The organism is Micromonospora sp. ZG13, assembly GCF_059359355.1.
Genome location: NZ_JCADBQ010000002.1, coordinates 344,179 through 370,321, shown reverse-complemented (window position 1 = coordinate 370,321; position 26,143 = coordinate 344,179). Strand labels below are relative to the sequence as shown.

At 72.2% G+C, this 26,143-nt stretch carries 28 protein-coding genes and 3 tRNA genes; 12 read left to right on the top strand and 19 right to left on the bottom strand.

All coding sequences use genetic code 11. From position 1 onward, the window contains the following. Positions 1-52: 52 nt before the first annotated feature. Positions 53-1,156: a cyclophane-forming radical SAM peptide maturase AmcB gene (gene amcB, locus AC5L34_RS05595; protein ID WP_441174082.1), complete on the top strand. Its 1,104-nt coding sequence runs from the start codon at positions 53-55 to the stop codon at positions 1,154-1,156. Beyond that, on the top strand, positions 1,125-1,358 hold the full coding sequence (gene amcA, locus AC5L34_RS05590; RefSeq protein WP_089002618.1) for a multiple cyclophane-containing RiPP AmcA: 234 nt from the start codon (positions 1,125-1,127) through the stop codon (positions 1,356-1,358). The genes amcB and amcA overlap by 32 nt, the downstream gene beginning before the upstream one ends. A gap of 142 nt (positions 1,359-1,500) precedes the next feature. Here the strand turns inward: amcA and AC5L34_RS05585 are convergent, their stop codons facing one another. Together AC5L34_RS05585 and AC5L34_RS05580 are read right to left on the bottom strand one after the other, a co-directional pair. After that, complete coding sequence (locus AC5L34_RS05585) at positions 1,501-1,716, bottom strand: DUF3073 domain-containing protein (protein ID WP_089002617.1); 216 nt, start codon at positions 1,714-1,716, stop codon at positions 1,501-1,503. A 285-nt stretch (positions 1,717-2,001) separates the two neighbouring features. After that, positions 2,002-3,084, bottom strand: coding sequence for a Glu/Leu/Phe/Val family dehydrogenase (locus AC5L34_RS05580; RefSeq protein WP_441173736.1), 1,083 nt, complete (start codon positions 3,082-3,084; stop codon positions 2,002-2,004). Between the two features lie 172 nt (positions 3,085-3,256). Here AC5L34_RS05580 and AC5L34_RS05575 point away from each other — a divergent pair, with 172 nt between their 5' ends. Together AC5L34_RS05575 and AC5L34_RS05570 are read left to right on the top strand one after the other, a co-directional pair. Then, a complete protein-coding gene (locus tag AC5L34_RS05575; RefSeq protein ID WP_363624159.1) occupies positions 3,257-4,096 on the top strand; it encodes a DUF8083 family protein in 840 nt (279 codons plus the stop codon). 251 nt (positions 4,097-4,347) lie between these two features. Beyond that, positions 4,348-4,557, top strand: coding sequence for a BldC family transcriptional regulator (locus AC5L34_RS05570; protein ID WP_007073996.1), 210 nt, complete (start codon positions 4,348-4,350; stop codon positions 4,555-4,557). Between the two features lie 92 nt (positions 4,558-4,649). Here the strand turns inward: AC5L34_RS05570 and AC5L34_RS05565 are convergent, their stop codons facing one another. Continuing rightward, positions 4,650-5,048 (bottom strand): PPOX class F420-dependent oxidoreductase, encoded by a 399-nt coding sequence (locus tag AC5L34_RS05565; RefSeq protein ID WP_441173735.1) that lies wholly within the window; start codon positions 5,046-5,048, stop codon positions 4,650-4,652. Between the two features lie 53 nt (positions 5,049-5,101). On the opposite strand from AC5L34_RS05565, the gene AC5L34_RS05560 reads away from it, so the two are divergent. Next, positions 5,102-5,881, top strand: a complete 780-nt coding sequence (locus AC5L34_RS05560) for a class I SAM-dependent methyltransferase (protein WP_441173734.1) — start codon at positions 5,102-5,104, stop codon at positions 5,879-5,881. A gap of 60 nt (positions 5,882-5,941) precedes the next feature. On the opposite strand, the gene AC5L34_RS05555 is transcribed toward AC5L34_RS05560, so the two are convergent. Further along, on the bottom strand, positions 5,942-6,238 hold the full coding sequence (locus AC5L34_RS05555; RefSeq protein WP_441173733.1) for a hypothetical protein: 297 nt from the start codon (positions 6,236-6,238) through the stop codon (positions 5,942-5,944). 160 nt (positions 6,239-6,398) lie between these two features. On the opposite strand from AC5L34_RS05555, the gene AC5L34_RS05550 reads away from it, so the two are divergent. Both AC5L34_RS05550 and AC5L34_RS05545 read left to right on the top strand, forming a co-directional pair. Then, positions 6,399-7,256, top strand: coding sequence for a 3-hydroxyacyl-CoA dehydrogenase family protein (locus AC5L34_RS05550; protein WP_441173732.1), 858 nt, complete (start codon positions 6,399-6,401; stop codon positions 7,254-7,256). Further along, a complete protein-coding gene (locus AC5L34_RS05545) occupies positions 7,253-7,996 on the top strand; it encodes an enoyl-CoA hydratase/isomerase family protein (protein WP_441173731.1) in 744 nt (247 codons plus the stop codon). The genes AC5L34_RS05550 and AC5L34_RS05545 overlap by 4 nt, the downstream gene beginning before the upstream one ends. 60 nt (positions 7,997-8,056) lie before the next feature. Here the strand turns inward: AC5L34_RS05545 and AC5L34_RS05540 are convergent, their stop codons facing one another. After that, positions 8,057-9,406, bottom strand: a complete 1,350-nt coding sequence (locus AC5L34_RS05540; protein WP_441173730.1) for an ABC transporter substrate-binding protein — start codon at positions 9,404-9,406, stop codon at positions 8,057-8,059. Positions 9,407-9,561: 155 nt separating this feature from the next. Between AC5L34_RS05540 and AC5L34_RS05535 the strand changes: the two genes are divergently transcribed. Beyond that, complete coding sequence (locus AC5L34_RS05535) at positions 9,562-9,951, top strand: hypothetical protein (RefSeq protein ID WP_441173729.1); 390 nt, start codon at positions 9,562-9,564, stop codon at positions 9,949-9,951. Positions 9,952-10,118: 167 nt separating this feature from the next. Next, positions 10,119-10,826, top strand: a complete 708-nt coding sequence (locus AC5L34_RS05530) for a DUF2786 domain-containing protein (protein WP_494823973.1) — start codon at positions 10,119-10,121, stop codon at positions 10,824-10,826. Positions 10,827-10,900: 74 nt separating this feature from the next. Here the strand turns inward: AC5L34_RS05530 and AC5L34_RS05525 are convergent, their stop codons facing one another. Further along, positions 10,901-11,419, bottom strand: coding sequence for an SRPBCC family protein (locus tag AC5L34_RS05525; protein WP_494823971.1), 519 nt, complete (start codon positions 11,417-11,419; stop codon positions 10,901-10,903). 205 nt (positions 11,420-11,624) lie between these two features. Between AC5L34_RS05525 and AC5L34_RS05520 the strand changes: the two genes are divergently transcribed. Beyond that, positions 11,625-12,977: a hypothetical protein gene (locus AC5L34_RS05520; RefSeq protein ID WP_494823970.1), complete on the top strand. Its 1,353-nt coding sequence runs from the start codon at positions 11,625-11,627 to the stop codon at positions 12,975-12,977. A gap of 115 nt (positions 12,978-13,092) precedes the next feature. Here the strand turns inward: AC5L34_RS05520 and AC5L34_RS05515 are convergent, their stop codons facing one another. From AC5L34_RS05515 to AC5L34_RS05505, 3 genes are all read right to left on the bottom strand, one after another. Further along, positions 13,093-13,860 (bottom strand): Stf0 family sulfotransferase, encoded by a 768-nt coding sequence (locus tag AC5L34_RS05515; protein WP_441173725.1) that lies wholly within the window; start codon positions 13,858-13,860, stop codon positions 13,093-13,095. A gap of 85 nt (positions 13,861-13,945) precedes the next feature. Beyond that, positions 13,946-14,449, bottom strand: a complete 504-nt coding sequence (locus AC5L34_RS05510; RefSeq protein WP_494823968.1) for a hypothetical protein — start codon at positions 14,447-14,449, stop codon at positions 13,946-13,948. A gap of 139 nt (positions 14,450-14,588) precedes the next feature. Further along, the gene (locus tag AC5L34_RS05505) at positions 14,589-15,023 is read right to left on the bottom strand and encodes a VOC family protein (RefSeq protein WP_494823966.1); all 435 of its coding nucleotides are present in this window, start codon (positions 15,021-15,023) and stop codon (positions 14,589-14,591) included. Between the two features lie 327 nt (positions 15,024-15,350). Here AC5L34_RS05505 and rox point away from each other — a divergent pair, with 327 nt between their 5' ends. Next, positions 15,351-16,778 carry a rifampin monooxygenase gene (gene rox / locus AC5L34_RS05500; protein ID WP_494824201.1) on the top strand — a complete coding sequence of 476 codons (1,428 nt, stop codon included), beginning with the start codon at positions 15,351-15,353 and terminating at the stop codon, positions 16,776-16,778. A 72-nt stretch (positions 16,779-16,850) separates the two neighbouring features. Here the strand turns inward: rox and AC5L34_RS05495 are convergent, their stop codons facing one another. Then, entirely contained in the window at positions 16,851-17,912 is a 1,062-nt protein-coding gene (locus AC5L34_RS05495) for a cation diffusion facilitator family transporter (protein WP_494823964.1), read from the bottom strand. Positions 17,913-17,980: 68 nt separating this feature from the next. On the opposite strand from AC5L34_RS05495, the gene AC5L34_RS05490 reads away from it, so the two are divergent. After that, on the top strand, positions 17,981-18,340 hold the full coding sequence (locus AC5L34_RS05490; protein ID WP_441173721.1) for an ArsR/SmtB family transcription factor: 360 nt from the start codon (positions 17,981-17,983) through the stop codon (positions 18,338-18,340). 991 nt (positions 18,341-19,331) lie between these two features. Here AC5L34_RS05490 and AC5L34_RS05485 read toward each other — a convergent pair. From AC5L34_RS05485 to idi, 9 genes are all read right to left on the bottom strand, one after another. Next, positions 19,332-21,335, bottom strand: coding sequence for a P-loop NTPase (locus AC5L34_RS05485; RefSeq protein ID WP_494823962.1), 2,004 nt, complete (start codon positions 21,333-21,335; stop codon positions 19,332-19,334). 4 nt (positions 21,336-21,339) lie between these two features. Continuing rightward, complete coding sequence (locus tag AC5L34_RS05480; RefSeq protein ID WP_494823961.1) at positions 21,340-21,660, bottom strand: hypothetical protein; 321 nt, start codon at positions 21,658-21,660, stop codon at positions 21,340-21,342. Between the two features lie 463 nt (positions 21,661-22,123). Then, on the bottom strand, positions 22,124-23,026 hold the full coding sequence (locus AC5L34_RS05475; protein ID WP_494823960.1) for a hypothetical protein: 903 nt from the start codon (positions 23,024-23,026) through the stop codon (positions 22,124-22,126). A 174-nt stretch (positions 23,027-23,200) separates the two neighbouring features. Then, positions 23,201-23,274: transfer RNA gene (locus AC5L34_RS05470), tRNA-Phe, on the bottom strand. Positions 23,275-23,372: 98 nt separating this feature from the next. After that, positions 23,373-23,449: transfer RNA gene (locus AC5L34_RS05465), tRNA-Asp, on the bottom strand. Positions 23,450-23,481: 32 nt separating this feature from the next. Next, a tRNA-Glu gene (locus AC5L34_RS05460) sits at positions 23,482-23,554 on the bottom strand. Between the two features lie 153 nt (positions 23,555-23,707). After that, a complete protein-coding gene (locus AC5L34_RS05455; RefSeq protein WP_494823959.1) occupies positions 23,708-24,505 on the bottom strand; it encodes a polysaccharide deacetylase family protein in 798 nt (265 codons plus the stop codon). Between the two features lie 75 nt (positions 24,506-24,580). Then, positions 24,581-25,531 carry a MerR family transcriptional regulator gene (locus AC5L34_RS05450; RefSeq protein ID WP_441173719.1) on the bottom strand — a complete coding sequence of 317 codons (951 nt, stop codon included), beginning with the start codon at positions 25,529-25,531 and terminating at the stop codon, positions 24,581-24,583. After that, the gene (idi, locus tag AC5L34_RS05445) at positions 25,521-26,141 is read right to left on the bottom strand and encodes an isopentenyl-diphosphate Delta-isomerase (RefSeq protein WP_441173718.1); all 621 of its coding nucleotides are present in this window, start codon (positions 26,139-26,141) and stop codon (positions 25,521-25,523) included. Before idi ends, AC5L34_RS05450 begins: the two co-directional genes overlap by 11 nt. Positions 26,142-26,143: the final 2 nt, after the last annotated feature.

The following is a 26,143-nucleotide window of genomic DNA, read 5'->3' as shown; positions in this document are numbered from 1 at the left end:
CCTTCAGGCGCTGAGGAGGGCAATGGCTGCTCGGGGACGGTCGTTCAGCGGGATGCGCGGCCTGGCCGCCGTCCCCTCGTACGTGGTCATGCAACCCACCACCCTGTGCAACCTGGACTGCGCCTACTGCTACCTGCCGCTGCGGGCGGTCGACCGGCGGATGCCGGTGCCGGTGGCCGAGGCGGTTGCCGCGTCGGTCAATCCCTGGGCGGCGGCGGGCCGCTTCTCGGTGGTGTGGCACGGCGGCGAGCCGCTGGCCGCCGGCCGGGAGCACCTCGCCGCGCTGATCGCGCCGTTCGGGCCGCAGGTCGAGCACCACGTCCAGACCAACGCCACGCTGATCGACGACGCCTGGTGTGCGTTCTTCGTCGAGCACGGGGTGCGGGTGAGCGTGAGCGTGGACGGTCCCCGGGAGCGCAACGGCGAGCGGGTCACCCGGGGCGGCGGTCCCGCGTACGACCGGATCCTGCGGGGGGTGGCGGCGCTGCGCCGGCACGGCCTGCCGTTCTCGGCGCTGGCGGTGGTGGGCCGCCCCGGGCCGGGCCTGGCCACCGAGTTGTACGACTACTTCCTCGACCTCGGCTGCGACGTGCTCGGGGTCAACATCGAGGAGACCGAGGGGGTCAACCTCCGCGACAACTCCCACGACGCGAAGCTGGTGACCGCCTTCTGGGCGGAGTTGGTGGCGGCCTGGCGCCGGGAGCCCCGGATCCACCTGCGCGAGGTCGAGTGGTCGCTGCGGTACGCCGCAGCGGTGCTGGACGGCAGCGCGGACGACGTGCTCCCCCGGCGGTTGGACCCGATCCCGACCGTCGGCCACGACGGCTCGGTGATCGTGCTCTCCCCGGAGCTGGCCGGTTTCACCGACGTCCGGTACGGCGACTTCAGCAGCGGCAACGTGCTGACCACCCCGCTGGCCGAGATCCTCGCCCACGCGGACCGGACGCCCTGGGTCGGCGAGTTCCTCGCCGGCGTCGAGGCGTGCCGTTCGTCCTGCCCCTACTTCGGGTTCTGCGGCGGGGGCCACGCGGCCAACCGCTACTTCGAACAGGGGCGCTTCGACGGTACGCAGACCGCGCACTGCCGCAACAGCAAGATCCACTTACTGGAGGGAGTGTTGGAGCATGCCCGAGACCACCAGTCACCGGCAGCCTGACCGGAGGACGGACACCCCGGACGAGGTCGCCGATCGGGTGCGGCAGGCCGCGCCGGGACTCTCCGCACTTCTCCACGAGGCCGAGGCCGCGCGGCGACTACGGGCCGAGGTGGCGGGCGGCGACGGCGCGAGCGCCGTGTGTGCCTGGAACCACTTCGAGAACATCCCGACGTTCTACAACTGGAACAACCGCCCCCGCTGAGCCGGACCGTGATCAGGGACCTGCCGATCGGCCGGACGGTTCTCCGGCACGGGCAGGTCCCTGATCGTCGGTCTTGGCGCCGCTTCGATGGGCACATGCGTGAGCACGCGGGCGACACCGCGTGCTCAGCTGTTACCGGAGGTCAGCGGGGCGGACGTACCCAGGGATCCGGGTCTTCGTCCGCGTGATCCTCATCATCGTCGTCGACATACTCTTTGTAGTCGTCGTCGAAGTTGTGCTCAGACTTACCAGCACCCGCCAGTTCGCGCTGCAAGGCGGTGAGGTCGGTGTTCGGGGAGTGGTACTTCAACTCCCGGGCCACCTTCGTCTGCTTGGCCTTAGCACGGCCGCGCCCCATGGCTCGACCCCCTCGCACAGAATGCGGGGCAGCCCGAAGGCGGGCCCCGATGACGTCAGGCATCTCTCGTGGCTCTTACGGTACATGGGGATGCCATCGTTCGGCACCTCGGGTTACCGCCGACCGACACCGCGCGTCGCGGTCATCCGGCCGTCACCGATTGTACCCGGTAAGGAGCGGCGCCGGGAGCGCCCGTGACACGGGGCAAAGCCCCGTGAATCCAGCCTAACGGGACGGGCCGCCCTGCGGGGCCGGGGGCGGAACGACGCTCCGCCCCCGGGGCGCTCAGCGCAGGTGGATCGTGCGCAGCCGGCCGACGTCGGCCATCCGCCGCTCCGCGAGCCGGTCCGCCGCCACCGCCGGCGGCACGCCCTCGGCGTCGGCCAGCCGCAGGATCTCCCGGGTGGTGTCGTAGATCCGGGTCGCGCGCAGCTTGGCGCGCTCGAAGTTGAAGCCCTCGATCTCGTCCGCCACCTGGATCACGCCGCCGGCGTTGACGACGTAGTCGGGGGCGTAGAGGATGCCGCGGTCGGCCAGCAGCTTCTCGATGCCCGAGTGGGCGAGCTGGTTGTTGGCCGCGCCCGCGACGACCTTGGCGCGCAGCGCGGGCACCGTGTCGTCGTTGAGCGCGCCGCCCAGCGCGCAGGGGGCGTACACGTCGATGTCGGCGGCGACCAGCGCGGCGGCGTCGTCGACCAGCGCGACCTGCGGGTGGGTCGCGCGCGCCCACTCCAGGGCCTTCGGGTTCACGTCCGTCGCCACCACCTCGGCGCCGTCGTCGACCAGGTGGCCCACCAGGTACTTGCCGACCTTGCCCAGGCCGGCGACGCCGACGCGCCGCCCGGCGAGGGTCGGGACGCCCCAGACGTGCTCGGCGGCGGCCCGCATGCCCTGGAAGACGCCCCACGCGGTGAGGATGGAGGAGTCGCCCGCGCCGCCGTGCTCGACGCTGCGGCCGGTGACGTACGAGGTCTCGCGGGCGATCACGTCCATGTCGGCGACGTAGGTGCCGACGTCGCAGGCGGTGTAGTAGCGCCCGGCGAGGGACTCCACGAAGCGGCCGTAGGCGCGCAGCAGCGCCTCGCTCTTGATCCGCTCGGGGTCGCCCCAGATGACGGCCTTGCCGCCGCCCAGGTCCAGTCCGGCGAGGGCGTTCTTGTAGGCCATGCCCCGGGAGAGGTCGAGCACGTCGGCGAGGGCGTCGGACTCGCTGGCGTACGGGTAGAACCGGGTCCCGCCCAGCGCGGGGCCGAGCGCGGTGGAGTAGATGCCGATGATCGCCTTGAGGCCGGTCTGCTTGTCCTGGCAGAACACGACCTGTTCGTGACCGCTGGACCCCGGGTCTTCGGTGGTGGCGAATACGCCCATGACTCGCTCCTGGTGTGGGGTGCGTCCTTGTGGGACGCGGACCTGTGGACCGCCGGCGGGATGCTGCCGGTGCCGGTGAGCCTAGTATCGGCCGACGCCGTCCGGCCGCCCAAGGCGCGCGTGATCGGGCCGCCGACGTCGGCCGGGTTCCGATTCGTGGGAGGATCGCGCCGTGCCGTCGCTCTTCGCTTCATACCTGCGCGTGTACGAGCCGCTGACCGCCTTCGACCGGGACCGCCAGTCGTACTGGCGGCGCTACGTCGAGCAGGGCCGGGCGGTGGCACCGGTGGAGGGGCCGGGCCGGCAACGGACGTCGGTGCTGGAGGCGCTCGGCGCCGGCTGGACCCGGCTGCCCGACCTGCCGGACGAGGCGTACGTCCTGGAGACCGACGAGACGCTGCTGGTCTGCCCGTGGAACCTGCGCATCCGGGTGGCCGAGGCGGCGCTGAACGCCCGCGACGGCGTGCCGCCGGTGCTGGCCGACGCCTTCGTCCCGCCGGTGCTCGCCGGGCAGGCGAAGGCGGCGGTGGAGGACTGGCGCAGCGGGGCCCGGGTGCTGGAGCACGGCGTGCCACGGGTGCACGAGCAGACCGCGACGTGGGGCGTGCCGCTGCGCTGGTTCGTGCTCTTCGACCCGGAGGAGCGGAACCACGTGACCCACCCCGGGCGGCGGGCGCTGCGCTACCGGACGGAGATCTCCAAGGCGCGGCGTCGGTCGTCGCGGGCCCTGTCCGTGCTGCGCAAGTCGATCGGCGACGCCCCGATCACGGAGGCGGTCGAGGAGGCCGCCCGCTGGCTGGAGGAGTTCCACCCCCGCTCGATGGTGGAGCTGGACTACGGGGGCCTGGTCGAGCTGCTGTCGGACGAGACGCTGGCCGCCGACGACTCGCCCGAGCTGGTGGCGACCGGTCTGGCCGGGCTGTCCCGGGGCGAGGCCGAGGAGGCGTCGGCGGCGTACGACCGGTTGGTCGCGCGCTGGCGGGCGGTCCAGTTGCTGGAAAGGTGCAACTGAGGCGAAAACGCCCAGGGAGCGCTCCCAAGCCGAGGTGAGCTCGTAGTTGACTCATCACGAACCGTGATCATGAGTCCGAATAAGGTACTTTCTGCCGTGTAAAAGTCGCATAAATCGGGCATGGTTCATCCGTCCGTCTAGGGACGTTCGGCCGTTCGGCCCATGTCGGACATCGGGGACTAGCCGGACCATGGGAGACGCGTCGGCCGGCGGGACCCCGGCCGATGTCTATACATGTGGAGGAGTGACCGATGGCATCGCGAACGCACGAACCAGAGCCGCTACTCACACCGGCCGAGGTGGCGTCGATGTTCCGTGTCGACCCGAAGACGGTGACCCGGTGGGCCAAGGCGGGCAAGCTCAGCGCCATCCGCACCCTGGGTGGCCACCGTCGGTACCGGGAGTCGGAGGTCAGGGCACTGTTGCAGGGTCAGATCCCGCAGCAGCGGCAGGGGGACTGACCGACCGGGAGTGAACAGATGTGGACGAAGGGCGGCGGACACGGTCCGCCGCCCTTCGTCGTGTCTCGGCCCGCCCGCGTACGGCGGGTGGGTCAAACGTCGGTCGGCGGCCGGTCGGTGAGGACGACCCGGATGCCGACCGTGCCGCTCTCGCCGCGACGCAGGCGGCTGCCGAGCAGGCTGAGCCGGCCGACCAGCCGGTACTTCTGCTTGATCAGCTCACGTACCCGCCGCGTGCCGGCCGCGTCGCACAGGGTCGCGTGGGCGGCGACCGCCTCGCCGTGCGGCCGGCCCCGCACGTCGCACGGCGCCACCGTGACGTCGCCGCTGCGCCGGATCCGCTTCACCTTTCCGGCGTCCGCCGCCGACCACACCGCCAGCGCGTCGCCGTCGCGCACCGCCCAGACCGGGGTCGGCACCGCCCGACCGTCCTTGCGGAAGGTCGTGAGCAGGATGTACTTCTCCGCGCCGAGGCGGTCCAGAGTGGTCATCCCGCCAGGATACGGCCGTCGCGTCGACTGACCGGCCGGATAGCGTGAAGCCCGTGACGGTGGAGCCACGGATCGGTGACGTGTTCGGAGAGATGCTGCGCGACGCGTACGCCGTGGCCACCGGGGTCGGCCCCCGGCCGCTGGCCGGCGGACGGCTGCCGCGACCGGTCATCGAGATCATCGAGCGCGACGACGGGCTCATCAACGGCGCGCCCGCCGCGCACTACCTGGATCCGCCGGCGGACTGGCAGCCGTACGACCACCGGGCCGTGGACCGCGTCCGGGGCGCGACCCTGGACGTCGGCGTCGGGGCGGGCCGGATCGCGCTGCTGCTCCAGGAGCGGGGGGTTCCCGTCACCGGGCTGGACACCTCGACCGGGGCGCTGGCCGTCTGCCGCCGCCGGGGCGTACGCGACCTGGTGCACGGCACGGTCGACGCGCACGTCGCCGACAGCCGCCGCTACGACACGTTCCTGCTGCTCGGCAACAGCGTGGGCCTGCTGGAGGGGCGGGAACGGGCGCCGGCCCTGCTGGCCGCGCTCGCCGCGCTGGCCCGGCCGGGAGCACAGGTCATCGCCCAGGGCACCGACCCGTACGGCACCCGGGACCCGGTGCACACGGGCTACCACGAGCGCAACCGGCGCCGGGGGCGCTTCGGCGGGCAGCTCCGGCTCCGGCTGCGTTACCGGGAGCTGGGCACCGAGTGGTTCGACTACCTGGTCTGCTCGCCGGACGAGCTGGCCGAGCTGGTCCGGGGCAGCGGCTGGCGACTGACCGACGTGGACGACCGGGACGCGCCGTACTACCTTGCCACCCTGCGCCTCGCCGGCTGACGCCCCGGCGGAGGGTCGCGCGCCCGGATTCCCGCCCGCGGCGGGAATCCGGGGCGGGCGTCAGACCTGGACGGTCGGGGGGAGCTGCTCGGGCGGGAGGCCACCGTCGCCGTCGACCACCTCGTCCGGGGTGCCGTCCTCGTCGAGGTCGACCATCGTGATGTCCACCTTGCCGTCGTGGTCGGTGTCGAACTGGAACAGGTCGGGCTTGCCGTCCCCGTCGGTGTCGGCCACCCAGACGTCGGTGCGGCCGTCGTTGTTGGTGTCGGCACGCAGCAGGTCGACCCGCTCGTCCCCGCGGGTCTCCACGGTCTCCGCCGTGTCGGCGGCGTGCACGGTCTCCGGTGCCTGGCTCATCTGGCCCGTCCTTCCCTCGGTTGGTGCCGTGGTACCCGATCCGTCGCGCCCCCACGCATGCCGGGGAGATCGCCGCTGCATAGGGTCGGCCCATGAGCGAGTGGAGCGGGCGGCGGGGCACGGGTCGACCCCGTCCCGCCACCGGAGACAGGGAGGCGTCATGAGCGACCGCTTTGTCGTCGTCGGGGCCGGCACGATGGGGCTCGGCATCGCGTACGTGGCGGCCGGGGCCGGGCACGCCGTGGAGCTGGTCGAAGTGGACCGGGCGCGGGGCGCGGCGGCCCTCGAACGGCTCGGCGAGCTGTGGGACCGGGCGGTGGCGCGCGGCAAGCTGGACGCCGAGCGGGCCGCGGCGAACCGGGAGCGGGTGACGCTGCGCACGGGGCTCGCCGAGGTCGCCGAGGAGCCGGCCGTGGTGGTCGAGGCCGTACCGGAGCGGCCGGACCTGAAGCGGGCGGTGCTGCGCGAGGCCGAGGCGCTGCGGCCGGCACTGCTGGGCAGCAACACCTCCAGCATCCCGATCGCCGCGCTGGCCGAGGGGCTGGCGCGGCCCGAGCGCTTCCTCGGGCTGCACTTCTTCAACCCGGTCTGGGCGATGGCCCTGCTGGAGGTCGTGGTCGGCCCGGCCACCGCGACGGAGACCACCGCCGAGGCGGTCGCGCTCGCCGGCCGGCTGGGCAAGGACCCCGTCGTCGTACGCGACATGCCCGGCTTCGCCACCTCCCGGCTCGGGGTCACCCTCGGGCTGGAGGCGATCCGGATGGTCGCCGACGGGGTGGCCAGCCCCGCCGACATCGACAAGGCGATGGTGCTCGGCTACCGGCACCCGGTCGGCCCGCTGGAGCTGACCGACATCGTCGGCCTGGACGTGCGGCTGGACATCGCGCGCACCCTCCAGGCCGCGTACGGGGACCGGTTCGCCCCGCCGCCGCTGCTGGAGGAGATGGTGGCCGCGGGCCGCCTGGGCAAGAAGTCCGGCGAGGGCTTCTACCGCTGGGAAGGCGGGGTGCGCTCGTGAGCGGGCTGCGGATCGAGGAGCACCCGGACCGGCTGGTGGTGACGCTCGACCGGCCGGAGAAGCGCAACGCCATCGACGCCGACCTGATCGCCGAGCTGCACCAGGTCTGCGCGGACCTGGAGGCGCGGCCCCGCCTGCTGCTGCTCACCGGCGGCACCGAGGGGATCTTCGCCGGTGGGGCGGACATCGGGCAGTTGCGCGAGCGGGGCCGGCTGGACGCCCTCGCGGCGATCAACTCGGCGGCCTTCGCCCGGATCCGGGCGCTGCCGATGCCGACCGTGGCGGCCGTGGACGGGCCCGCGCTGGGCGGTGGCGCCGAGCTGGCGTACGCCTGCGATCTGCGGGTCTGCACGGCGCGGGCGGTGTTCGGCCAGCCGGAGGTCCGGTTGGGGATCCTGGCCGGCGCGGGTGCGACCCACCGGCTGCCGGCGCTCATCGGGGAGGCCCGGGCCAAGGAGCTGCTCTTCACCGGCCGCCGGGTGGACGCCGAGGAGGCGCTGCGGATCGGGCTGGTCAACCGGGTGGTGGCCGAGCCCGGCGAGCTGCTGCCCACCGCGCACGGGCTGCTCGACGAGATGGCGAAGGGCTCCGCGCTGGCGCTGCGGCTGACCAAGCTCGCGGTCGACGCGCCGGCCGCCGCGCACCCGCACCTCGACCTGGTCAGCCAGGCGGTGCTCTTCGAGGACGAGGAGAAGCACCGGCGGATGACGGAGTTCCTCGAGCGGCGCCGACCCCGCTGATTCCCGCAACGACGACGGCCGCACCGGTCACCGGTGCGGCCGTCCGTGTTCCAAGGTGGCTCAGTGTCGGATCTGCACCCCGGCGTCGGCGAGGGCCCGGATCACCTGGGCGGACTCGGCGAAGCCGATGATCAGCACGGCCTCCGCGCCGAAGTCCTTGATCTCCTTGGCGCCGGCGACGAAGTCCACCGGGTTCGCCTTGGCGTCGGCCGGCGGCTCGTAGGTCAGCAGCTTGAGCCGGTCGCCGCCGATGCCGGCCCGCTCCAGCTCGGCCCGGACGGTGTTCTGGAGCCCCTCGCCGTAGGAGTCCTTACGGGCCACGATGGCGATCTTCTGCGGCCCGTCGCGGAGGATCACGTCGGCCAGCGCCCGACCCTGGAGGCTGTCCGGCGGCGCGGTACGGAAGTAGAGGCCGTTGTCGTCCAACTCGGTCAGGCTGGCGTCGGTGTTCGACGGGGCGAACAGCACCTTCCCGGCCTGCACCACGTCGGGCAGCACGGCGCGGGAGATGCCGGAGGCGCCGGCGCCGATGATGACGTGGACGTTCCGCGCGACGTGGCTGGCCACGGTGGCCTTCGCGACCGCCGGGTTGGTGCCGTCGTCGCCGTCGATCCAGACCACCGGCTCGCCGAGCACCCCGCCCGCCGCGTTGATCTCCCTGATCGCCAGCTTGGTGCCGGCGGAGATCGGCGGGTACGCCAGGGCCAGGTCACCGGTCTGCGGCAGCAGGCCGCCCATGACCAGCGGTGAGCCGTCGCTGCGGTCGGTGCGGCCGCCGCGCTGCTTCTTCGCCTTCGGCGGCGCCTTGGTGCTCGCCGCCGACTCGTCCCCGGCCCCGACGAACTCCGTCTTGCCGTCGTTGAGCCGCTGGCCGTCGAAGTGCAGGGTGCCGTAGCTCGCGGTGGACGGCTCGCCGGCGTCGGTGAAGCCGGCCCGGGTCAGCGAGACGCTGCGGTACTCCACGTCGCGTCCCGCGCGGGCCAGGGTCAGGCACTCCGCTGGCGTCTCGCAGCGCTGCCCGCCGTTGGTCACCCCGACGATCTGCTTCGCGATGGCCGCCGGGTCCGTCGTGCCCGCGAGCTGGGCGGCGATCGCGCTGATCACCACCGCGTCGTACGCCTCGGCGGAGTAGAGAAAGTCGCCCAGCTTCGGGTCGAGGGACCGGAGCCGGTTCTTGAAGTCCTCGGGCAGGGGCGTGAGCGGCGTCGTGCCCTTCATGCCGTCGACCAGGCTGGCGCGATCCTTCAGCTCGGCGGGGTACGAGTTCAGCATGTTGCCGTCGGTGCCGTAGAGGCGCACCTGATGGGTGGTCGCCTCCTCGGGCTCTTCGGTCCCGCAGGCGCTCGTGGCGAGCAGGAACGTCGCGCAGGCAGCCAGGGTGGCCGCCCGCGAGGCGCGTGACTTGAACATGGTCGTCCTTCCTCCGGCGAAGGTCCGCTGCGCACATTAGCGTGCTGGGCCGCGCCGCGGGACCACGGAGGCGGCTCAATCCGCAGGTCGCCCGCCCTAACTACGGAAAGTAACCGCCGCCGGGTGGCTTGACCCCAACCCCTACCGTGCTGTGGGTGACGGACTCACCACAGCAGACGCTCGACGACGCGACCGCCGTGCTCCGCTCGGCGCTGGCCGGGGACGGCGACGCGGTGGCGGGGGCGTTCGACGCGGTCGTCGACCGGTCCGGCCTGGCCGGCGCGTACGGGGTGGCCTGGTGTCTCGCCGCCACCATGGTCGGCGACCCGGTTCCGCCGGGCACGTGCGCGCTGGACTTCCCCGGCATCGACGAGGCGGGCTACGACACCCGCTGGGTGGCGCGCTTCGTCAGCGCGTACGCCAACGCCGACGACGACACCGGCGAGGCGCTGTTCGGTGCGGCGGCGGCCGACGGGCTGCTGCCGGAGTGCCTACTCACGCTCGCCGGCTCGACCGTGGCGACGCTGCGTAGCCGGGCCGTCTGACCCGTCTTTCCGCTGGGCGCCCGCCCGCCGGTCGTCGGCACGGTCACCGCGTCCACCCGCCGGTCGGCCGCCATGCGGCGAGATCGGGCCGGCGTGACCGGTCACCGGGTCGTCCGCCGGTCGGTCGCGGTGCGGCGAGGCCGGGCCGGCGTGACAGGCTGAGCGGCATGTCCGACGCCATGCTCAGCAAGGTGCGCAAGCTGCTGGCCCAGGCCGAGGACCCGGCCTGCACCCCCGCCGAGTCGGCCGCGTTCACCGCCAAGGCGACCGAGCTGATCGCCCGCTACGGCGTGGACCGGGCGCTGCTGGCCGCCCGCGACCCGGCCTCGGACCCGGTGGGCGACCGGGTGGTCGAGGTCGTCGCCCCGTACGCCCGGGACAAGGCCGGCCTGCTCGCCGCGGTCGCCGACCCGCTGCGCTGCCGCTGCGTCCGCCGCCGGGAGGGTACCGGCTTCGCCATGCACCTGTTCGGCTTCGCCAGCGACCTGGAACGCGCCGAACTGCTGTTCACGTCGCTGCTGGTGCAGGCCGCGCACGGGCTTGCCGGCGCCGAGCCGCCGGCCGGCGCGCATGTCGCCGCCTTCCGGCGCTCGTGGCTGGCCGGGTTCGCCCACGTGGTCGGGGTGCGGCTCCGGGCGGCGGAGGCCGGGGCCGTCGCCGAGGCGGGTGCGCCCTCGGTGGCACTGGTCCTGGCCGACCGGTCGGACCGGGTCCGGCACCGCGTCGCCGAGGTGTACCCGCAGTTGCGTACCGCCGCGCCGCGCCGGCTCGCGGGCGGCGGGTTCGGCCGGGGCGCCGAGGCGGGCCGCCGCGCCGACCTCGGCGGGCGGGACGCCGCCACGGCGCGGGCCGCGCGCCCCGGCCTCGGCCGCTGACGCGCCACGGCCCTGGCGGCGACGCACCGGGGCAGACGGAGGCCGGCGACGGGCGGTGCGGTGTCGTAGGCCGGTCAGTCGGCGGCGCGGTCGGCCACCCGGGCGGCGTAGCGGGTGAGCAGTTCGTGCCAGCCGGCGGTCAGGGCCTGCCGGTAGCCCTCCGCCGCCTCGCCGTGCCGGTCGAAGTGCCGGTGCTCGACCTGCACCCGGGTCCGCTCCGGCCCCTCCGGCTGGAAGAGCACCTCCACCTCGCTCGCCCTGGCGGGATCCGGCACCGGTGCCCGGTCCGCCCCGATCTGCCAGGTGAAGACGAGCCGCTCGGGCGGATCCCAGGTCAGCACCCGGCCCCAGTCGCAGCGGAAGCCGTACGGGCCGATCTCGTAGAGCATGCCGCCGGCGCGCGGCTCCATGCCCAGGTCGGCGAGCTGCTCCGGCCCCGACCAGGTGTATTCCACCACCCACCACTGCGCCAGGCCGCCGGTGAACACCTCGAACGCCCGCTGGGCGGGAGCGGGGACCAGGAGGTCGCTGCGCAGCGCGAACCGTTCGGACTCCTGCCGGATGCCGACCGGGTCAGCCATCTCCTGTCCCATAGGCCCGGACCATACCGGCTGATGCCCGGGTGCGCAGCTTCGCGACCGCCCGCTCCGGGCCTTTCCGCCGGCCGGGCCCGACGGCGATCCCGTCCCGGCCCGGGTGGCCGCTCGCGCGGTCGTCCGGCGGGATGTTCGGCCGGATAGCGGGTACCCGCGCCGAACGGTCCCGGCCGGCCCGGCCGGAGGATGCGGAGCGGGGAGCATGAGCGAGAACGCGCAGCAGCGGGATCCGGACCAGCTCGGCGGTCGATCGAACCGGCGCGACGGGGAGGGCGGGCCGCCCCGCCCCGACAGGGGGATGGAGCCGGCCCGTCGGGGCGGGGACACCGAGCCGGACGTCCTGCTGGACATACCCGAGGTGTCGGTCGACTCGGTGCGGCTCGCGGTGGACGAGCTGGACGCCGACGTCTCCCTGCGAACGCGGCTGGCCAATCTCCTCCAGCTCGACGCCGGGGTCCGGGTACACCTCAAGGGCGTCGAGCTGGACCTCACCGGGGTGCACGCCGAGGCGCTGCTGAAGGTGCGGCTGGAGAAGCTGGTGGAGATCCTCGACCGGGCGCTGACCACCATCGACCGCAACCCCCAGATCATCGAGGCGCTGTCGCGTACGGCGACGGCCTCGCTGGACGACGTCAACCGGGCGACGCAGCGGATCGCCAACCTGGGCGAGCGGGCCGTCGGCCCCGTGGGGCAGCTCACCGGCCCGGCGGGGCAGCCCCCGTTGGAGCGGGCCGGCGGCGCGACCGACGACCTCGGGCAGCAGGTCGGCGCCATCGGTGCAGTCGCCGACCGGTCCCTGCGTGAGCCGGGCGGCCCCGGGCAGGGCGAGGTGGGACAGGGTCCCGGGCGGGGCGGTCCCGGGCGGGGCGGTCCCGGGCCGGGCGGGGTTGCGCAGGGCGGACCGGGCGGGGCCCGCGAAGGCGGACCGGGCGGGGCTCCCGGAGGTGGGCCGGGCGGGGCTCCCGGAGCCGGGCAGGCTCCTCGGGGTGGTGGCCTCGCCAGCGGGTCCGGGGGCGGGGGCGAGCAGGGGCAGGCGCAGCGCGCACGCGAGCAGGCGGGGCGCGAGGCGGCCCGCCAGCCGACCGGGCCCGGGGAACAGGAACACGCCCAGGGCGCCCCGGAGCGCGGCGGGCAGCAAGCGGGCGGCGAACACGGAAGGCACCCGGCTGCCTCCGGGCCGGGCGGGCAGCAACCGGGCGGTGCGGAGCGCGGCACGTCGGAGGCGGGCGGCGAGGAGCGCGGCGGGCAGCGGCCGGGGCGCGAGGAACAGAGCGCGCGGCAACCGGGCGGTGAGCGGGTCGGCGGTCCCGGCGGCGGTACGGCCGCAACGGCCGGCGGGGATCGGGGACCCGGCGGTGGGCAGGAGGCCGGACGGGCCGAGTCGTCCGAGGGTCCGTCCGAGGGCGGCTCGGGTCGACGACCCGAAATCTCGGGCGGTGCGCAGAGCGCGGCGCAGCTCGCCGAGCAGGCGGGGGAGACGCTCCGGCAGGCCGGCCGGAGCGTCTGGGAGGCGATCCAGGACGGGGTGGCCCAGCACCGCCAGCAGAGGCGCTGAGGGGCGGCCCAGGCGGCCAGCGGGGCGAGCGCCGGGGCCGGGCCCACTCTCGTCGGGCCGGGCCCACTCGCGTCGGGCCGGGCCCACCGCTGGGCCGGCCTCGGCGGCCCGACGGTCAGCGGCCGGACACCTCCGCCCGGTATCGCTCGATCCACTGCCGGTTGAGTTCGTCGGCCTGGCGTCGGTGCCGGGGAACTATGGCGAAGGCGTCCTCGGGCACGTCGAGCCGCAGGAAGTCGAGGATGCGGCGGGTGGTGGCGGCCATGTCCTCGGTCAGTTCCTCGTAGCGCACCACGTGCGGTCGGATCCCCCGCGAGGCGAACCACTGCTCCCAGGCCGCGTTGTGCTCGCCGATCTCGTCAAGGTAGTGGCGGATGCCGTCCGCGTCGAAGCGGGGCGCCCGCCCGGTCCCGGCGTCACCGCTGATCTCCCCACTGCCCCCGAGGAACCACTCGCCGGTCTGCTCGGCGCGCAGTCGCGACACCGCCTGCGCCAGCACGTCGTCGCGTCGCAGGAAGACGAAACCGGTACGGCCGAACGCCCTGCCCAGCAACGCGACGTCGTCGCCGGCGAGGTCGGGATGGCTCGCCGCGAGCCTGGCGAGCAGCTCCTCCAGCGTTCCCCACATGAGCTTCGCGCCGAACACGCCGTTGTCGGTGCGGCCGGCGGCGAGGGCGGCGCGTACGAAGTCCGCGTGATCGAAGCCGCCGTCGGCCGTGCGGGGGAGCCGCCACCGGTCGGCCCACAGCGACTCGTCGGGGGAGCGGAAGTATGCCTGGGGACGACCGGCGACGCCGGTGGACTCCAGCAACCCGAGCAGGAGCGAGCTGCCGGTGCGCGGGGTGCCGCAGACGAAGTACGAGTCGACGCCGTCGGTCAGCATGGGCGTACGCAATCGCAGCGCGGCCCCCGCCGCAACCGAATTCGTCTCCCGCGCCGGGCTGGTTTCTCGGCCCCCGCCAGGGCGATCAGTCGATGGCTCGCAGCGTGGCCGTGCCCATCACGAAGACGGCGATCAGCGCGGCGGAGGCGACGCGCATCGGTCGCGAGCGGCTGAAGGCGCCCACCACCAGCGCCGCCCCCAGGCCCAGCAACCAGTGGCCGACCTCGGCGTGCCGGTCGAGGTCGAAGCCGAGGTCACCGAGGGCGGTGCGCCCGTAGCGGACGAGCGCGGCGCCGCCGACCCAGACGAGCAGGGTCCAGCCGAACCGGGGGCCGGGGCGCTCGGTCAGCCGCGATCCGTGGCGGGTGAGCGTGCCGAGCAGGTAGGTCACCGCGAGCAGCGCCGCCACGCCGGCGAGCAGCAAGGCGTGCACGCCAACGAGGAACACGAGCATCACCCACCCGCCGCTGGTGGTGTCGCGCAGGAAGAGGGCGGCCGTCGTGCCGACCACGACCATCTGCCCCATCGCGAGCCGCCCCGAGTTGACCACCCGGGGTGCGGTCGACCGCGCGGTCGAGCGTTCGGCCACGTCTCTTCCCCCGTCGTGCCGGCCCGCCGCACACCGGTCGCCAGGACGGGTCGGGGTCAGCGTGGCACGGCCGGGCCCTCCACCGCTGTCCCGGATCCGTCCGTCGGCGTCGGCCGGCACGCGCGGACGGGGAGCACCGTCACGCCGAGGCGGCGGCGACGCAGAACTCGTTGCCCTCCGGGTCGGCCATGACGACGTGGTGCCCGGTGACCTCCTCCAGGACGGTCCCGCCCGCCCGGACCAGCCGCTCGGCCTCCGCGCTGATCCGCGTCCACCGCTCCTCGGGGGTGCCGTGGCCCGGCACCCGGACGTCGATGTGCAACCGGTTCTTCGCCGTCTTGGGCTCGGGGACCCTGAGGATGGAGAGCGCGGGGCCGACGTCCTCGGGGTCGCAGAGCCACGCCGCGTCGTCCACCGGGTCGTCCTCCGGCAGGTCGAAACTCGCGTGCCACTCCTCGCGGGTGTGGAAGGGGGCGGGCGGCGGCTCGTCGACGTAGCCCAGTGCCGTCTTCCAGAACTCCCCGAGGAGCTTCGCGTCGCCGCAGTCGAGGGTCAGACTGATCCTGGTCGCCATGGCGGGACGGTATCGCCCACGTCCGACAGCCGAAGGGAGCGAGCCGACTGCGGGGAGGGGCCAGGAGGGGCGAGATCTCTTTCCCCGCCACCCTCAACCTATATCGCACGGGGGGACTTGCCGCAAGACCCGGGTGGTGCCCCAGAATTGTCGGCCGAGGCCAGAACCTGCGGAAATCAGAGCTTTGTGCGTTGCGTGCCGTTGTCGGCGTACGGGCCGAGGCGGGACGTCGGACGCCGACGGGACCCGCGGCGCGGCTGCGGGAGACCGGCGCGGTGGCGCAACGCGGCGGCTGGCCCAGTTCCCATCTCGTGAATGAGGGGCACCATGATCGACGTGATCGTGGTCGGCGGCGGGCCGACCGGCTTGATGCTGGCCAGCGAGTTGCGGCTGCACGACGTACGCGTGCTCGTGCTGGAGAAGGAGGCGGAACCGACCAGGTTCGTCCGCGCGCTCGGGCTGCATGCGCGCAGCATCGAGGTGCTGGACCAGCGCGGCCTGCTGGGGCGCTTCCGCGCGCTCGGCGGGCAGCATCCGCTCGGCGGCTTCTTCGCCGGCATCCCCAAGCCGGCGCCGGACCGGCTGGACACCGCCCACCCGTACGTCCTCGGCATTCCGCAGACCACCACCGACCGCCTGCTGGCCGAGCGCGCCACCGAACTCGGCGCCGAGCTGCGGCGCGGCTGCGAGCTGGTCGGGCTGAGCCAGGACGACGCGGGGGTGAACGCCGAGCTGGCCGACGGCACCCGGTTGCGCTCGCGCTACCTGGTCGGTTGCGACGGCGGCCGCAGCACCGTGCGCAAGCTGCTCGGCGTCGGCTTCCCCGGTGAGCCCACCAGGGTCGAGACGCTGCTGGGCGAGATGGAGGTGGCCGAGGACCCGGCCACGGTTGCCGCCGTCGTCGCGGAGGTCCGCAGGACCCAGCTGAGGTTCGGCGCCGCGCCTCTCGGGGACGGGTGCTACCGGGTCGTCGTGCCCGCCGCGGGGGTGGCCGAGGACCGCGCCGTCCCGCCGACCATCGAGGAGTTCCGGCAGCAGCTACGGGCGACTGCCGGCACCGACTTCGGCGTGCACTCCCCGCGCTGGCTCTCCCGTTTCGGCGACGCCACCCGGCTGGCGGAGCGTTACCGGATCGGCCGGGTGCTCCTGGCCGGCGACGCGGCGCACGTCCACCCGCCGACGGGCGGGCAGGGGCTCAACCTCGGGATCCAGGACGCGTTCAATCTCGGCTGGAAGCTGGCCGCCGAGATCGACGGCTGGGCCCCGGCGGGGCTGCTGGACAGCTACGGGGCCGAACGGCGCCCGGTGGCCGCCGACGTGCTGGACAACACCCTGGCGCAGATGTACCTGCTGTCGACTGAGCCGGGCCCGCAGGCGGTGCGTCGACTGTTGTCGGAGCTGATGGACTTCCAGGACGTGAACCGGCACCTGATCGAGAAGATCACCGCGATCGGGGTCCGCTACGACCTCGGCGAGGGCCACGAACTGCTCGGCAGGCGGCTGCGCGACGTGGGCCTGAAGCGGGGACGCCTCTACGAGCTGCTGCACGCCGGCCGGGGGCTGCTCCTCGACCGGACCGGTCGGCTCTCGGTCGCCGGGTGGGACGACCGGGTCGACCACGTCGTCGACGGCGGCGACGAACTGGACGTGCCCGCCGTGCTGCTGCGGCCGGACGGCCACGTGGCCTGGGTCGGCGACGACCAGGCGGGGCTGGTCGGTCAGCTGCCGAGGTGGTTCGGGGCTGCCGTCAGCTGAACGCACGGCGGCCCGTGGGACGCGGGCACCCCGGACACGGGGTGCGGCCGGCGGCGCGGTGCCAGGGGCCGTTCAGATCGTCTGCCGGCGCTCGTGCGACAGGTCGGCGTGATGGTGGGCACCGGGATGGCAGTCGGGATCGGTGTGGACGGTGGCGCTGGTCAGCCGGGGCACGGCGTGGGTGAGCTGGTGTTCGGCGTCGGCGGCGATCCCGTGCGCGGCGACGAGGCTGAGGTGGGCGTCCACCACGAGTTCGGCTTCGGCGTGGAGGCGGTGACCGATCCAGCGGAGCCGGACCGTGGTGACGTCGCGGACGCCGTCGACGGCGCGGAGCGTGGCTTCGGCCTGGTCGACGATGGCGGGGTCGACGGCGTCCATGAGCCGTCGGTAGACCTCGCGGGCGGCGTCCTTGAGGACGAGGGTGATGGCGACGGCGATGGCCAGGCCGACGGCCGGGTCGGCCCAGCGCCAGCCGAGGGCGGCCCCGCCGGCGGCGAGGAGCACGGCGAGGGAGGTGTAGCCGTCGGTACGGGCGTGCAGGCCGTCGGCGACCAGGGCGGCGGAGCCGATGCGGCGGCCGACGCGGATGCGGTAGCGGGCGACCAGCTCGTTGCCGACGAAGCCGACGAGGCCGGCCGCGGCCACCCAGGGCAGGTGGGTCACCTCGGCCGGGTGCAGCAGCCGGGCGACAGCGGTCCAGGCGGCGGCGACGGCGGACGCGGCGATGACCGCGACGATGATGATGCCGGCGATGTCCTCGGCGCGGCCGTAGCCGTAGGTGTAGGCGCGGGTGGCGGCCCGCCGGCCGAGCAGGAAGGCGATGGCCAGCGGTACGGCGGTGAGGGCGTCGGCGACGTTGTGCAGGGTGTCGCCGAGCAGGGCGACCGAGCCGGACAGCGCGACGATGACGGCCTGGGCGACGGCGGTGGCCCCGAGGCCGACGAGTGAGATCCACAGGGCCCGTAGGCCCTCCCGGGAGGACTCCAGCGCGGGGTCGACCTTCGCGCGGGAGTCGTGCGAGTGCGGGACGACCGCGTGGGTCAGCCGATGCCAGCGGGCGGCGAGCCGGCCCCGTTGGTGACGACCGTGATCGTGCGGGTGGTCGTGGTCGTGGTCGTGCTCGTGGTCTTCCACCGCGTCTCCCAACGTCCCTGACGGCACAGCGGGACAGGTATCCCCGACGGCGGCGATAATATGTGCTCATGTACGCACGCGACAATGATGCAGGTGCCAACGACCTGCAACAACGTCTCCCTGTCGACAGTCACGTCGAGGCAGCTACCGAGATGGTGCGGATGCTCGCGGACGGCACCCGACTGCGGTTGATGTGGCTGCTCGTCCACGGGGAGTACGACGTCACTGCCCTGGTGGCGGCGCTGGGAGTGGCGCGGCCGGCGGTGTCGCAGCACCTGGGCAAGCTGCGCCTGGCGGGACTGGTCACGATGCGGCGCGACGGCCGGCGGGCGCTCTACAGCGGCAGAGGAGGTCACGTGCGTCGGCTGGTCACCGAGGTCGTGCACGCGGCCTCGCACCGGGTGCGCGGCATCCCCGAGCACGACTGAAGCGTCCGGCGGGCGGAAACGTGGGCACCGCAATGGCGGGCGAGGAGCCGGTCGCCACCCGGCGGCGGCCCACGGCAGCAACCCGTACGCAGAAGCGCCGACCGGCGTTTCCGCTGGTCGGCGCTTCAGCGGCAGACGGGATGGCAGCAGGAGCGGGTGGCGTCGTTTACATGCCCCGGGTTTGGCCGCGGCGCCATACCTCGCCCTGTTCTCCATGACGCTCTGCCGTATAGCGCTCTTGGTCAGCTCGCGCGTCGCCGGCAGCAGCCGAATCCTCGGATGAGGAGAGCCGCTGTCTGTCTCGCCAGCCCACGAAGACGAACGCCCCGATAGACAGCGCCACGAGTACCACGAGGGATACCACCACCGTTGTCGTGCCATCGATGGTATGCAGCCATGCCCGAACTGACTGTCCCTGAGTAGCCAAAAAGGGCGCGTGCAGCGAACGTGCAACTAGCGACGGCGATCACGGGCCAAGTTCGGTCAACCACGGGCAACGCCGATCGATGCGTCAGGAGGGCGTACAAGAAGATCCCCACCGGCGTTTCCGCTGGTGGGGACATCTTTAGCCCGGCGAAAGGCTATGTGGCCAGGGGTGGGGTCGAACCGCCGACCTTCCGATTTTCGGTTTGTCGTCGGCATACGCCCTGACCTGAACTGGGTAACTTTTGTCGGGTTTCTAGGGAACGTGACATTGGACTGCGGTTCCTTGCCCTCCCGTGCACCCATGGGCGCACGGAGCGTACGACCAAGAGGCGCAGTTGGCGGGAATCGAGAAGCGGTGGCGAGCAGTGGTGGGTGTCGTGGTGGCTGCGCGATACTTGGGGGCCCGCCAAGGGCGAGAACGGCAGCACTCCGGTGCAGGCCAAGGCCTGGCCCACGGAAAGCTGGCGCAGAGGGCCAAGGGCATTGCCGAGGGCATCGCCACTCCTGAACGGCGAAGCAGGTGAGAGACGAGATCCTCGGACCTTCAGGGCAGCGCGACACCGCTTCACATAGCTCGCCGGGCCACGTGCTCTATTAGCGCATCGAAGGAGTCATCCTGAGGGCCAGCCAGGCGGTCACACCAGGGTAGAGGCGGCTGAGAAGCGCGCATGGCGTCCGCTGCCCGCCGAATCGCTGCGACCAATGCGTCCGCGCCGCCGAATTGACGCGGTGCGATGCCAAGCTGCTGAAGGTATCGTGACGGATAACGGTTTACGTCAGAAAATTTAGGTGTGCTGGCGAGCGCCTCTACCTCGATCAGCAGATCGAGGAAGTCTCTCCGCTCCGCACCCTGTTCGCAGGCCAGCTTTGCGTTCAGCGCCAGTTGATTCAGCGAGATTGACAGCCTAAGAGAGTCTAGGCCGCTGGCTGGACGATCCGAAATGGAAACCTGTGCCGCCCAGTACGACGGCCACCGGTGCCCGGAAGTTCCAAGTGCGGCCGACAGTTCGGCCCATGCGCCACGCACATGCTTGGCGTAGTCGCCCCACGCGCTGCGATCGTCTAGCCGAGGCGCTTCCCCTTCCCAAACCTCCGTTATTGCCGATTGCGGTCGGCCTAGGTCACGAAGCGCTTGCGATAGTGCGGTGAAGGTACTTAGCACCCGCGGTGCCACGGTACAGGCGGTACGGCATAGATGGAGCGCAAGCGGCCCGACTAGGTCGCGCGAGATGCCGCTGTTCATCAAACGCCGCCCCAGGTCAATTAGCTGACCGAACCCAGGCCGGAAAAAACCTTGTTTGCCGACTTCGCATATGTCGCCGATGAACTTCTCGAGGCTCGACTCCACACGCAAATCCGAATCGTCGCTGAGGGCTAACTCCAGCAGCGCCTTCGAGATGCTCGGATGCCGAGCGAAAAAAGCTCGTGACGAGGTGCTTAGGAAGAACTCCCGCTTCATCGGAACCTCGACCGACGGCCGCAACTCCGATTCTGAGATCTCAAGAAAACGCGCGGCAATATCCCGGGGCACACCCTCGATGCCCCCGACGTCGACAGCAGCGAGCACGACCAGGAATTCCGCAAGGGAGATAGCCGGGTCGCCCGGACGAACCGTAGCCAATCTGGACAGCAGCGATAACAGACGCGGCCGTAGGCGCTCTGAGTCGAAACGCATGGACAGCAGTGCACCCATAAATGCCTGCCGCCCTTCGGAGGCGCGGCTGGCGTCGAGCATGCCCTGCGAGATCTGCTTAATGTTGTTGCTGGCGAGCATCGCCGGTCGGCTCAATGAGCAGTTGATCCAATTATCCGCGACAACCTGGGCGTCGGCTAGTTCAACTCCCTGCATCTGAATCGGCGGCAGAACCCGGAAGGCCGACGCCCATCGGTCGGCCGTGCTGAATCTCCATCCGAGCCGATCGCGCTCCCCATTCCAGTCCACATCGCGGCTAGCCAACAGGAAGTGGACGAAAATATCTTCCTCATGCAGTTTGGTCGACGCGAATCTGTCGATGTCTAGGAGAAGCGCCTCGGCGTCATCGGATGCGATGAGAACTGTCCGTTGTGAGGCGCACATCGAGGCCAAGGCATCCGGCCCAAGTCGGCCGCCGGCCGTGGTCCGCCAATAGATGGCATCAAAGCGGCCCTCTTGCGCCAGCAGCGCAACGGCCTGTAAAAGAACCGTAGACTTGCCGTCGCCAGTAGCTCCACCGATACGGAGAAGGATGCTCCGGTCTTCGAGATCGTTGGTTCGGAACGCTTTGACCGCCCTTGTCACTGCAGGGCGAGGACGGAGCTTGGGGTGGCAGACGTCCTTCCAGTCTGGCGTTAGGCCGTCGAAGTAGTCGGCAAGATCCGCACGTGGCTTGCGGCTGGCCAGAAACTGCGGTGTGATGCGTACCCATCCCAGTAGCGGAGCGGGCGATACCGGCGGTCGCGGCCTGAGGGCATCAGCGACGTGTTCGATAAGTTTGCCGGCTTCTTCTGCATCCAAGCCTACGCGAATGTCTCCGACCGCCTGATAGTTGGTCGATCCCATTCCGCCGCGCAGTTCCTGATTCGCCTCCAAGGCGCTACTTCTTTTCTTGCTTGTCGACCTGTCCGACCGAGATGTTGCCGCCAGCCTGATAGTTGGTGGATCGGCGGCCACCGCTCTGCTTCTGCCGGATCTGAGGCCGTGTCTCGACCGGATCAGACTTGGTGGGCGCGAGGAAACCAGCGATCAGCACTAGGGCCCCGGCGCAAAGGATCACCAAACCGAGGGCTCCCGGCCAACGCCAAAAAGAGCGCGACGAATCCTGCAGACTGTAGATCAAGTAGCCGATGGTCAGCGATCCACCTAGACCCAAAAGGGCAGAACCCAGCGGCATCAGTCGATCAACCCTCTTCGCCATGGGGGAAGTGTAGATCGCCGCCAGCTTCGAGCCAACCCTGCCGTAAGATCCGAGACCATTAGCGGCCATTACGACGAGCCGTCGGTAGTCAGATTGGGAGCCAGGCCAAGCAGTTAGCCGTTTCCGCTGGTATAAGCGGGTGCCGGCAGGTCGTCCGTGGTGGCGAACTGATCTCGTGATCCCTCGGTCGCCGTGCCCGCTGCGTGTCCGTTGGCGCGGGAGCCGAGGGATTGGCGGCCAGTTCCTGGACGCGGCCGTCTACATGATGGCGCAGGTCAGGCCAGGTCAGGCCCCGCGACTCTGGCCTTGCTGACACTTCCTCAACCGAGTGGCGGCCACGCGGCGCTGACACCCGCCACTGAGACTCGTCCGGTAGGGCGCTCCACCTTGTCCCCGTCCGGGGAGGCTGGACGGTCTACGACTGCCCGACGAGGAGATCCGCTGATCCAGCCCCGGCCTACCACTACTTGTTCTTACGCCCGAGGAGGTACCCCAGGAGGAAATACAGCATCTCGAAGGGGGTGAGTTTGAGCGCGTCGAGACTCTGCCACACGTCGGGATAGCTCGACCGCAGTACCCCGCAGGCGACCAGGCCAACGACCGCGAGCGATGCAACCGTTGCGCCCTTCTCGACGCTGTCGATGGAGGGTGTCGCTAGCCGTAAGCCGAGCATGATCGATGAGACATGCCAAGCAGCCGCCTCGGGCGGGGCCGGAAGCGCTGGTGTTCCGTCGGAGTTCTCTTCAAGGACCGAGGCCAGCTCGGCTTCGACGGCCGACCAAAGCTCCTCGAAGCTTGGTGACCCGGCGACCGAGGCCGCAAGGTCATCGAGAGTCGCCGGCTCTGCCAGGTCTGACTCAGCGGACGACTCAAGGCGTTCAACGAGGTCAGTCCCGGAAGCGACTGCCAACGAGTAGACCCTTGGAGCGGCCGATGACGCCAAGCGCTTCGCCATCACGGCAACCTCGGCCAGGACGTCGGCCGGAATCTGGTCAAGCTGCTTCTGTGCGTCCTCCAGCACGGTGGCCGGGATGACTTTGGCTGCATCGGCGAGGTCGGCCAGGGCGGCCGCTGGAATCCGGTTGAGCTGCTGCGTGAACGCCGCCAACGTGGCCGTCGGCACAGTGTTGGCCCTCTCTGCGAGCTCGGCCAAGGCAGCAGCGGGAATCTGGTCAAGCTGTTTCCAGGCGTCCGCAAGCACGGCGGCCGGGATTGCGTTGACCGTGTCCGTAAGGTCGGCCACAGCGGCGCGGGAGATTTGCCTGAGCCGCTCTCGGACAGCATCTAGCTCGGCGACCGGGATGCGGTCGAACGCGGCGAGCTGCTCATGTAGCAGCCACCGTTCCCGCCAGCTCAGCGGCGTCATCTGTGCCTTCAGTAGCAGGAGTCGCGTGCAATGCCCGTGCAACGAGGTTCGGCTAATCATGGTCGCTGGGGGTCAAGGTCGGCCAAGATCGCCGCCCGGCCCATCGGCCCACAGCAGAAGCGCCGACCGGCGTTTCCGCTGGTCGGCGCTTCAGTAGCCCGGCGAAAGGCTATGTGGCCAGGGGCGGGGTCGAACCGCCGACCTTCCGATTTTCAGTCGGACGCTCGTACCAACTGAGCTACCTGGCCGTGTTGCTCGGTTCATGCTACCCGCACGGCGGGTTCTCCGCCGGGAGGGTCACATGCCCCGATACGCAGAACGCCGCGCAGGGCGCGGCGTTCTCCGCTGGCGGTCCTGACGGGACTTGAACCCGCGACCTCCGCCTTGACAGGGCGGCGAGCACTCCAACTGCTCCACAGGACCTAGCTTTGTTGCCTCCGGCCGAAGCCGGACCGTGCCCCCAACGGGATTCGAACCCGTGCTACCGCCTTGAAAGGGCGGCGTCCTGGGCCGCTAGACGATGAGGGCGGCCCCGCCATCATTGCACACTCGCAACTTCAAGCGGACTTGCTCCCATCCGGCCCCGCCGGAGGCTTGGATAGCTTACGTGATGATCGGTCTGTCGACCAAACCGGTATGGCCCTAGCCACAGCGCCCCGCAAAACCGCAGGTCAGGGGGCTCTAGCGGAGCCGGGCGACGCCGTAGCGGCGCTTCAGGTCGGCGATCAGGCGTGGGCAGGCGGCCAGCGTGGCCGCCCGATCACCGCCGCCGTCGTGCAGCAGCACGACGGAGCCGGGGCGGGCCGCGGCGCGTACCCGCTTGGCGATCGTCGCGGCGGTCGGCTTGCCCCAGTCCTGCGGGTCGACGTGCCAGTGCAGCGACCGCATGCCGAGCTGCTTGGCGACCGTCACCACCTCGGCCGTCCACCGGCCGCCCGGCTGCCGGTAGAACGGCACCTTGGCGCCCGGCACCGCCGCCCGGATGGCCGCGTTGGTGCGCAGGAGGTCCCGCCGGATCTCGGCGGCCGGCCGTCGGGCGAGATCCAGATCGTGGTTCCAACTGTGGTTGCAGAGCTGGTGGCCCTCCCGCACGATCCGCCGGACCAGGTCGGGATGGCGCCGGGCCTGCTTGCCCACCACGCAGAAGGTGGCGGTTACCCGGGCCGCCCGGAGGCGGTCGAGGACCTTCGGCGTCCAGGTCGGATCCGGCCCGTCGTCGAAGGTCAACGCCACCGTCCGTACGCCGGTGGTGCGTCGCAGCCCCGCCGGCAGCTTGGTCGGCAGCGGGCGGACCAGGCGCCGGGGTGGGGTGGGGCGGCTGGGTCGCGGGCCGGCCGACGGCGCGGGCTCGGCCGGCAGCGGGGCGGAGGCGACGGGTGCGGGCCCGGCGGCCCGCCGGCCGCTCGTGGTGCCGTCGCCGCAGCCGCCGAGGAGGAGGACCAGTGCCAGGCCGGCGGCCAGCACGGCGCGTGGGCGCATCGTTCGCTCCCGGAGGGGTCGGGGTCGGCGGACCTCCCGACGCTAGTGGACGGCGTCCCGCCCCGGGATCCCCGGTCAGTCCGCCGACGCCTGGTCCAGCGAGTCGCGCAGGGCGAGCGCCAGCGAGACCGCCTCGGTGAGGTCGACCGGCCGGACCACCCCGGCGGGCAGCGAGTCCGCCAGCCAACCCGGCCCTGCGGCGAGCACCAGCAGCGGCCGGCGGGGCGCGGCGAGGAGGGCGTTGAGCTGGGCGGGATCGGCGGTGGCCCGGGTGTGCGACCAGATCACCACGGCGGCCGGCCCGGTCCGGTTGACGGCCTCGAGCAGCGCGGGCAGCGGCATCCGGGCGCCGAGCATCCGGTAGCCGACCCCCGCCTCGGCGAGCGCGGCGGCGAGCGCCTCCAACGGCAGGGTGTGCTGCTCCTCGTCGGCGCAGGAGAGCACGATGCGCGCCGGCCCGGCGGGCGCGGCGGCCCGGGCGACCACCGCGAACGCCTCCGAGACGCAGCGCGACATCAGGTGCTCGACCTCGACGAGGCCGCCGGTGGCGACGTGCCGCTCGCCGATGCCGAAGAGCACGGGACGCAGCAGACCTTCCCAGGTGGCGATCACACCGTTCGCCTCCAGGCTCCGGGCGATCGTCTCTCCGATCGCCACCGAGTCCAGCCGCATGGCGGCGCGGGCCAGCCCCCGGGCCGCCGGTCCGGCCCGGCCGACGGGGATCGTCGAACCGCCGCCGTCGCGGCCGGCGACGGCGCGCACCCGTGGGGGTACGGCCGCGTCGGCGGGCACGGCGTCCGGCGCCCGGCGGGCCCAGCGGGCCGCCTCCGCCGGGGTGACCCCCTGGGCGGTGAGCCGCCGCATGACCTCCAGGCGCGCGAGGTCGGCCGGCGTGTAGCGCCGGTGGTGCCCGGGTACGTGCTCGCTTGGCCCGAGGCCGTAGCGCTGGTGCCAGGTGCGCAGGGTGGTCACGGCCACGCCCAGCCGTCGGGCGACGGCTCCCGCGCTCAGCGCCTCATCGGCCACCCGACCGCTCCGACGCGTCGTTCGCCGGCGGGCCGGACGGGATGCCGGGCTGGCCCGGCGGGCCGGCGGCCGGCCCCGACGGGTGCAGCAGCCGGTTCACCACCCCGCCCAGCCAGGGGGCGTACGCGCGGGGGTCGGCGTCGAGGTCGGCCGTCAGCGCGGCGGGGTCGGCCCAGCGCAGCTCGGCCACCTCGTCGGGATCCGGCAGCAGTGGGCTGCCCGGCCGGAACTCGCCCCGCAGGACGTGGTCGTACTCGAACTCGACCCGACCGGTGGCCGGGTCCTCGGCGTAGTAGATGTACACCCCGACCTCGGTCAGCTCGACCGGGTCGGCGCCGAGCTCCTCGCGCAGCCGGCGGTTGGCGGCCTCGACCAGGGACTCGCCGGGCGTGGGGTGGCCGCAGCACGCGTTGGCCCAGCGCAGCGGGAAGCGGGTCTTGACCGCTGCCCGCCGTTGCAGCAGCACCCGGCCCCCGGGGTCGACGAGCAGCACCGAGAAGGCGCGGTGGAGCTGGCCCGGGGGCTGGTGGGCGGCCGACACGGTGGTCTCGCCCCGCGCCAGTCCGGCGTCGTCCACGAGCTCGACGAGGTGCGTCTCGCGGCTGGTCACGG

Coding starts and splice junctions, on each gene's coding strand:
- AC5L34_RS05570 (WP_007073996.1), top strand. CDS start 4,348: ATGGCATCGCGAACGCACGAACCAGAGCCGCTACTCACACCGGCCGAG.
- AC5L34_RS05565 (WP_441173735.1), bottom strand. CDS start 5,048: ATGACCACTCTGGACCGCCTCGGCGCGGAGAAGTACATCCTGCTCACG.
- AC5L34_RS05540 (WP_441173730.1), bottom strand. CDS start 9,406: ATGTTCAAGTCACGCGCCTCGCGGGCGGCCACCCTGGCTGCCTGCGCG.
- AC5L34_RS05585 (WP_089002617.1), bottom strand. CDS start 1,716: ATGGGGCGCGGCCGTGCTAAGGCCAAGCAGACGAAGGTGGCCCGGGAG.
- AC5L34_RS05555 (WP_441173733.1), bottom strand. CDS start 6,238: ATGAGCCAGGCACCGGAGACCGTGCACGCCGCCGACACGGCGGAGACC.
- AC5L34_RS05550 (WP_441173732.1), top strand. CDS start 6,399: ATGAGCGACCGCTTTGTCGTCGTCGGGGCCGGCACGATGGGGCTCGGC.
- AC5L34_RS05490 (WP_441173721.1), top strand. CDS start 17,981: ATGTACGCACGCGACAATGATGCAGGTGCCAACGACCTGCAACAACGT.
- AC5L34_RS05520 (WP_494823970.1), top strand. CDS start 11,625: ATGAGCGAGAACGCGCAGCAGCGGGATCCGGACCAGCTCGGCGGTCGA.
- rox (WP_494824201.1), top strand. CDS start 15,351: ATGATCGACGTGATCGTGGTCGGCGGCGGGCCGACCGGCTTGATGCTG.
- AC5L34_RS05530 (WP_494823973.1), top strand. CDS start 10,119: ATGTCCGACGCCATGCTCAGCAAGGTGCGCAAGCTGCTGGCCCAGGCC.
- AC5L34_RS05480 (WP_494823961.1), bottom strand. CDS start 21,660: ATGGCGAAGAGGGTTGATCGACTGATGCCGCTGGGTTCTGCCCTTTTG.
- AC5L34_RS05580 (WP_441173736.1), bottom strand. CDS start 3,084: ATGGGCGTATTCGCCACCACCGAAGACCCGGGGTCCAGCGGTCACGAA.
- amcA (WP_089002618.1), top strand. CDS start 1,125: ATGCCCGAGACCACCAGTCACCGGCAGCCTGACCGGAGGACGGACACC.
- AC5L34_RS05455 (WP_494823959.1), bottom strand. CDS start 24,505: ATGCGCCCACGCGCCGTGCTGGCCGCCGGCCTGGCACTGGTCCTCCTC.
- AC5L34_RS05525 (WP_494823971.1), bottom strand. CDS start 11,419: ATGGGACAGGAGATGGCTGACCCGGTCGGCATCCGGCAGGAGTCCGAA.
- AC5L34_RS05515 (WP_441173725.1), bottom strand. CDS start 13,860: ATGCTGACCGACGGCGTCGACTCGTACTTCGTCTGCGGCACCCCGCGC.
- AC5L34_RS05505 (WP_494823966.1), bottom strand. CDS start 15,023: ATGGCGACCAGGATCAGTCTGACCCTCGACTGCGGCGACGCGAAGCTC.
- amcB (WP_441174082.1), top strand. CDS start 53: ATGCGCGGCCTGGCCGCCGTCCCCTCGTACGTGGTCATGCAACCCACC.
- AC5L34_RS05475 (WP_494823960.1), bottom strand. CDS start 23,026: ATGACGCCGCTGAGCTGGCGGGAACGGTGGCTGCTACATGAGCAGCTC.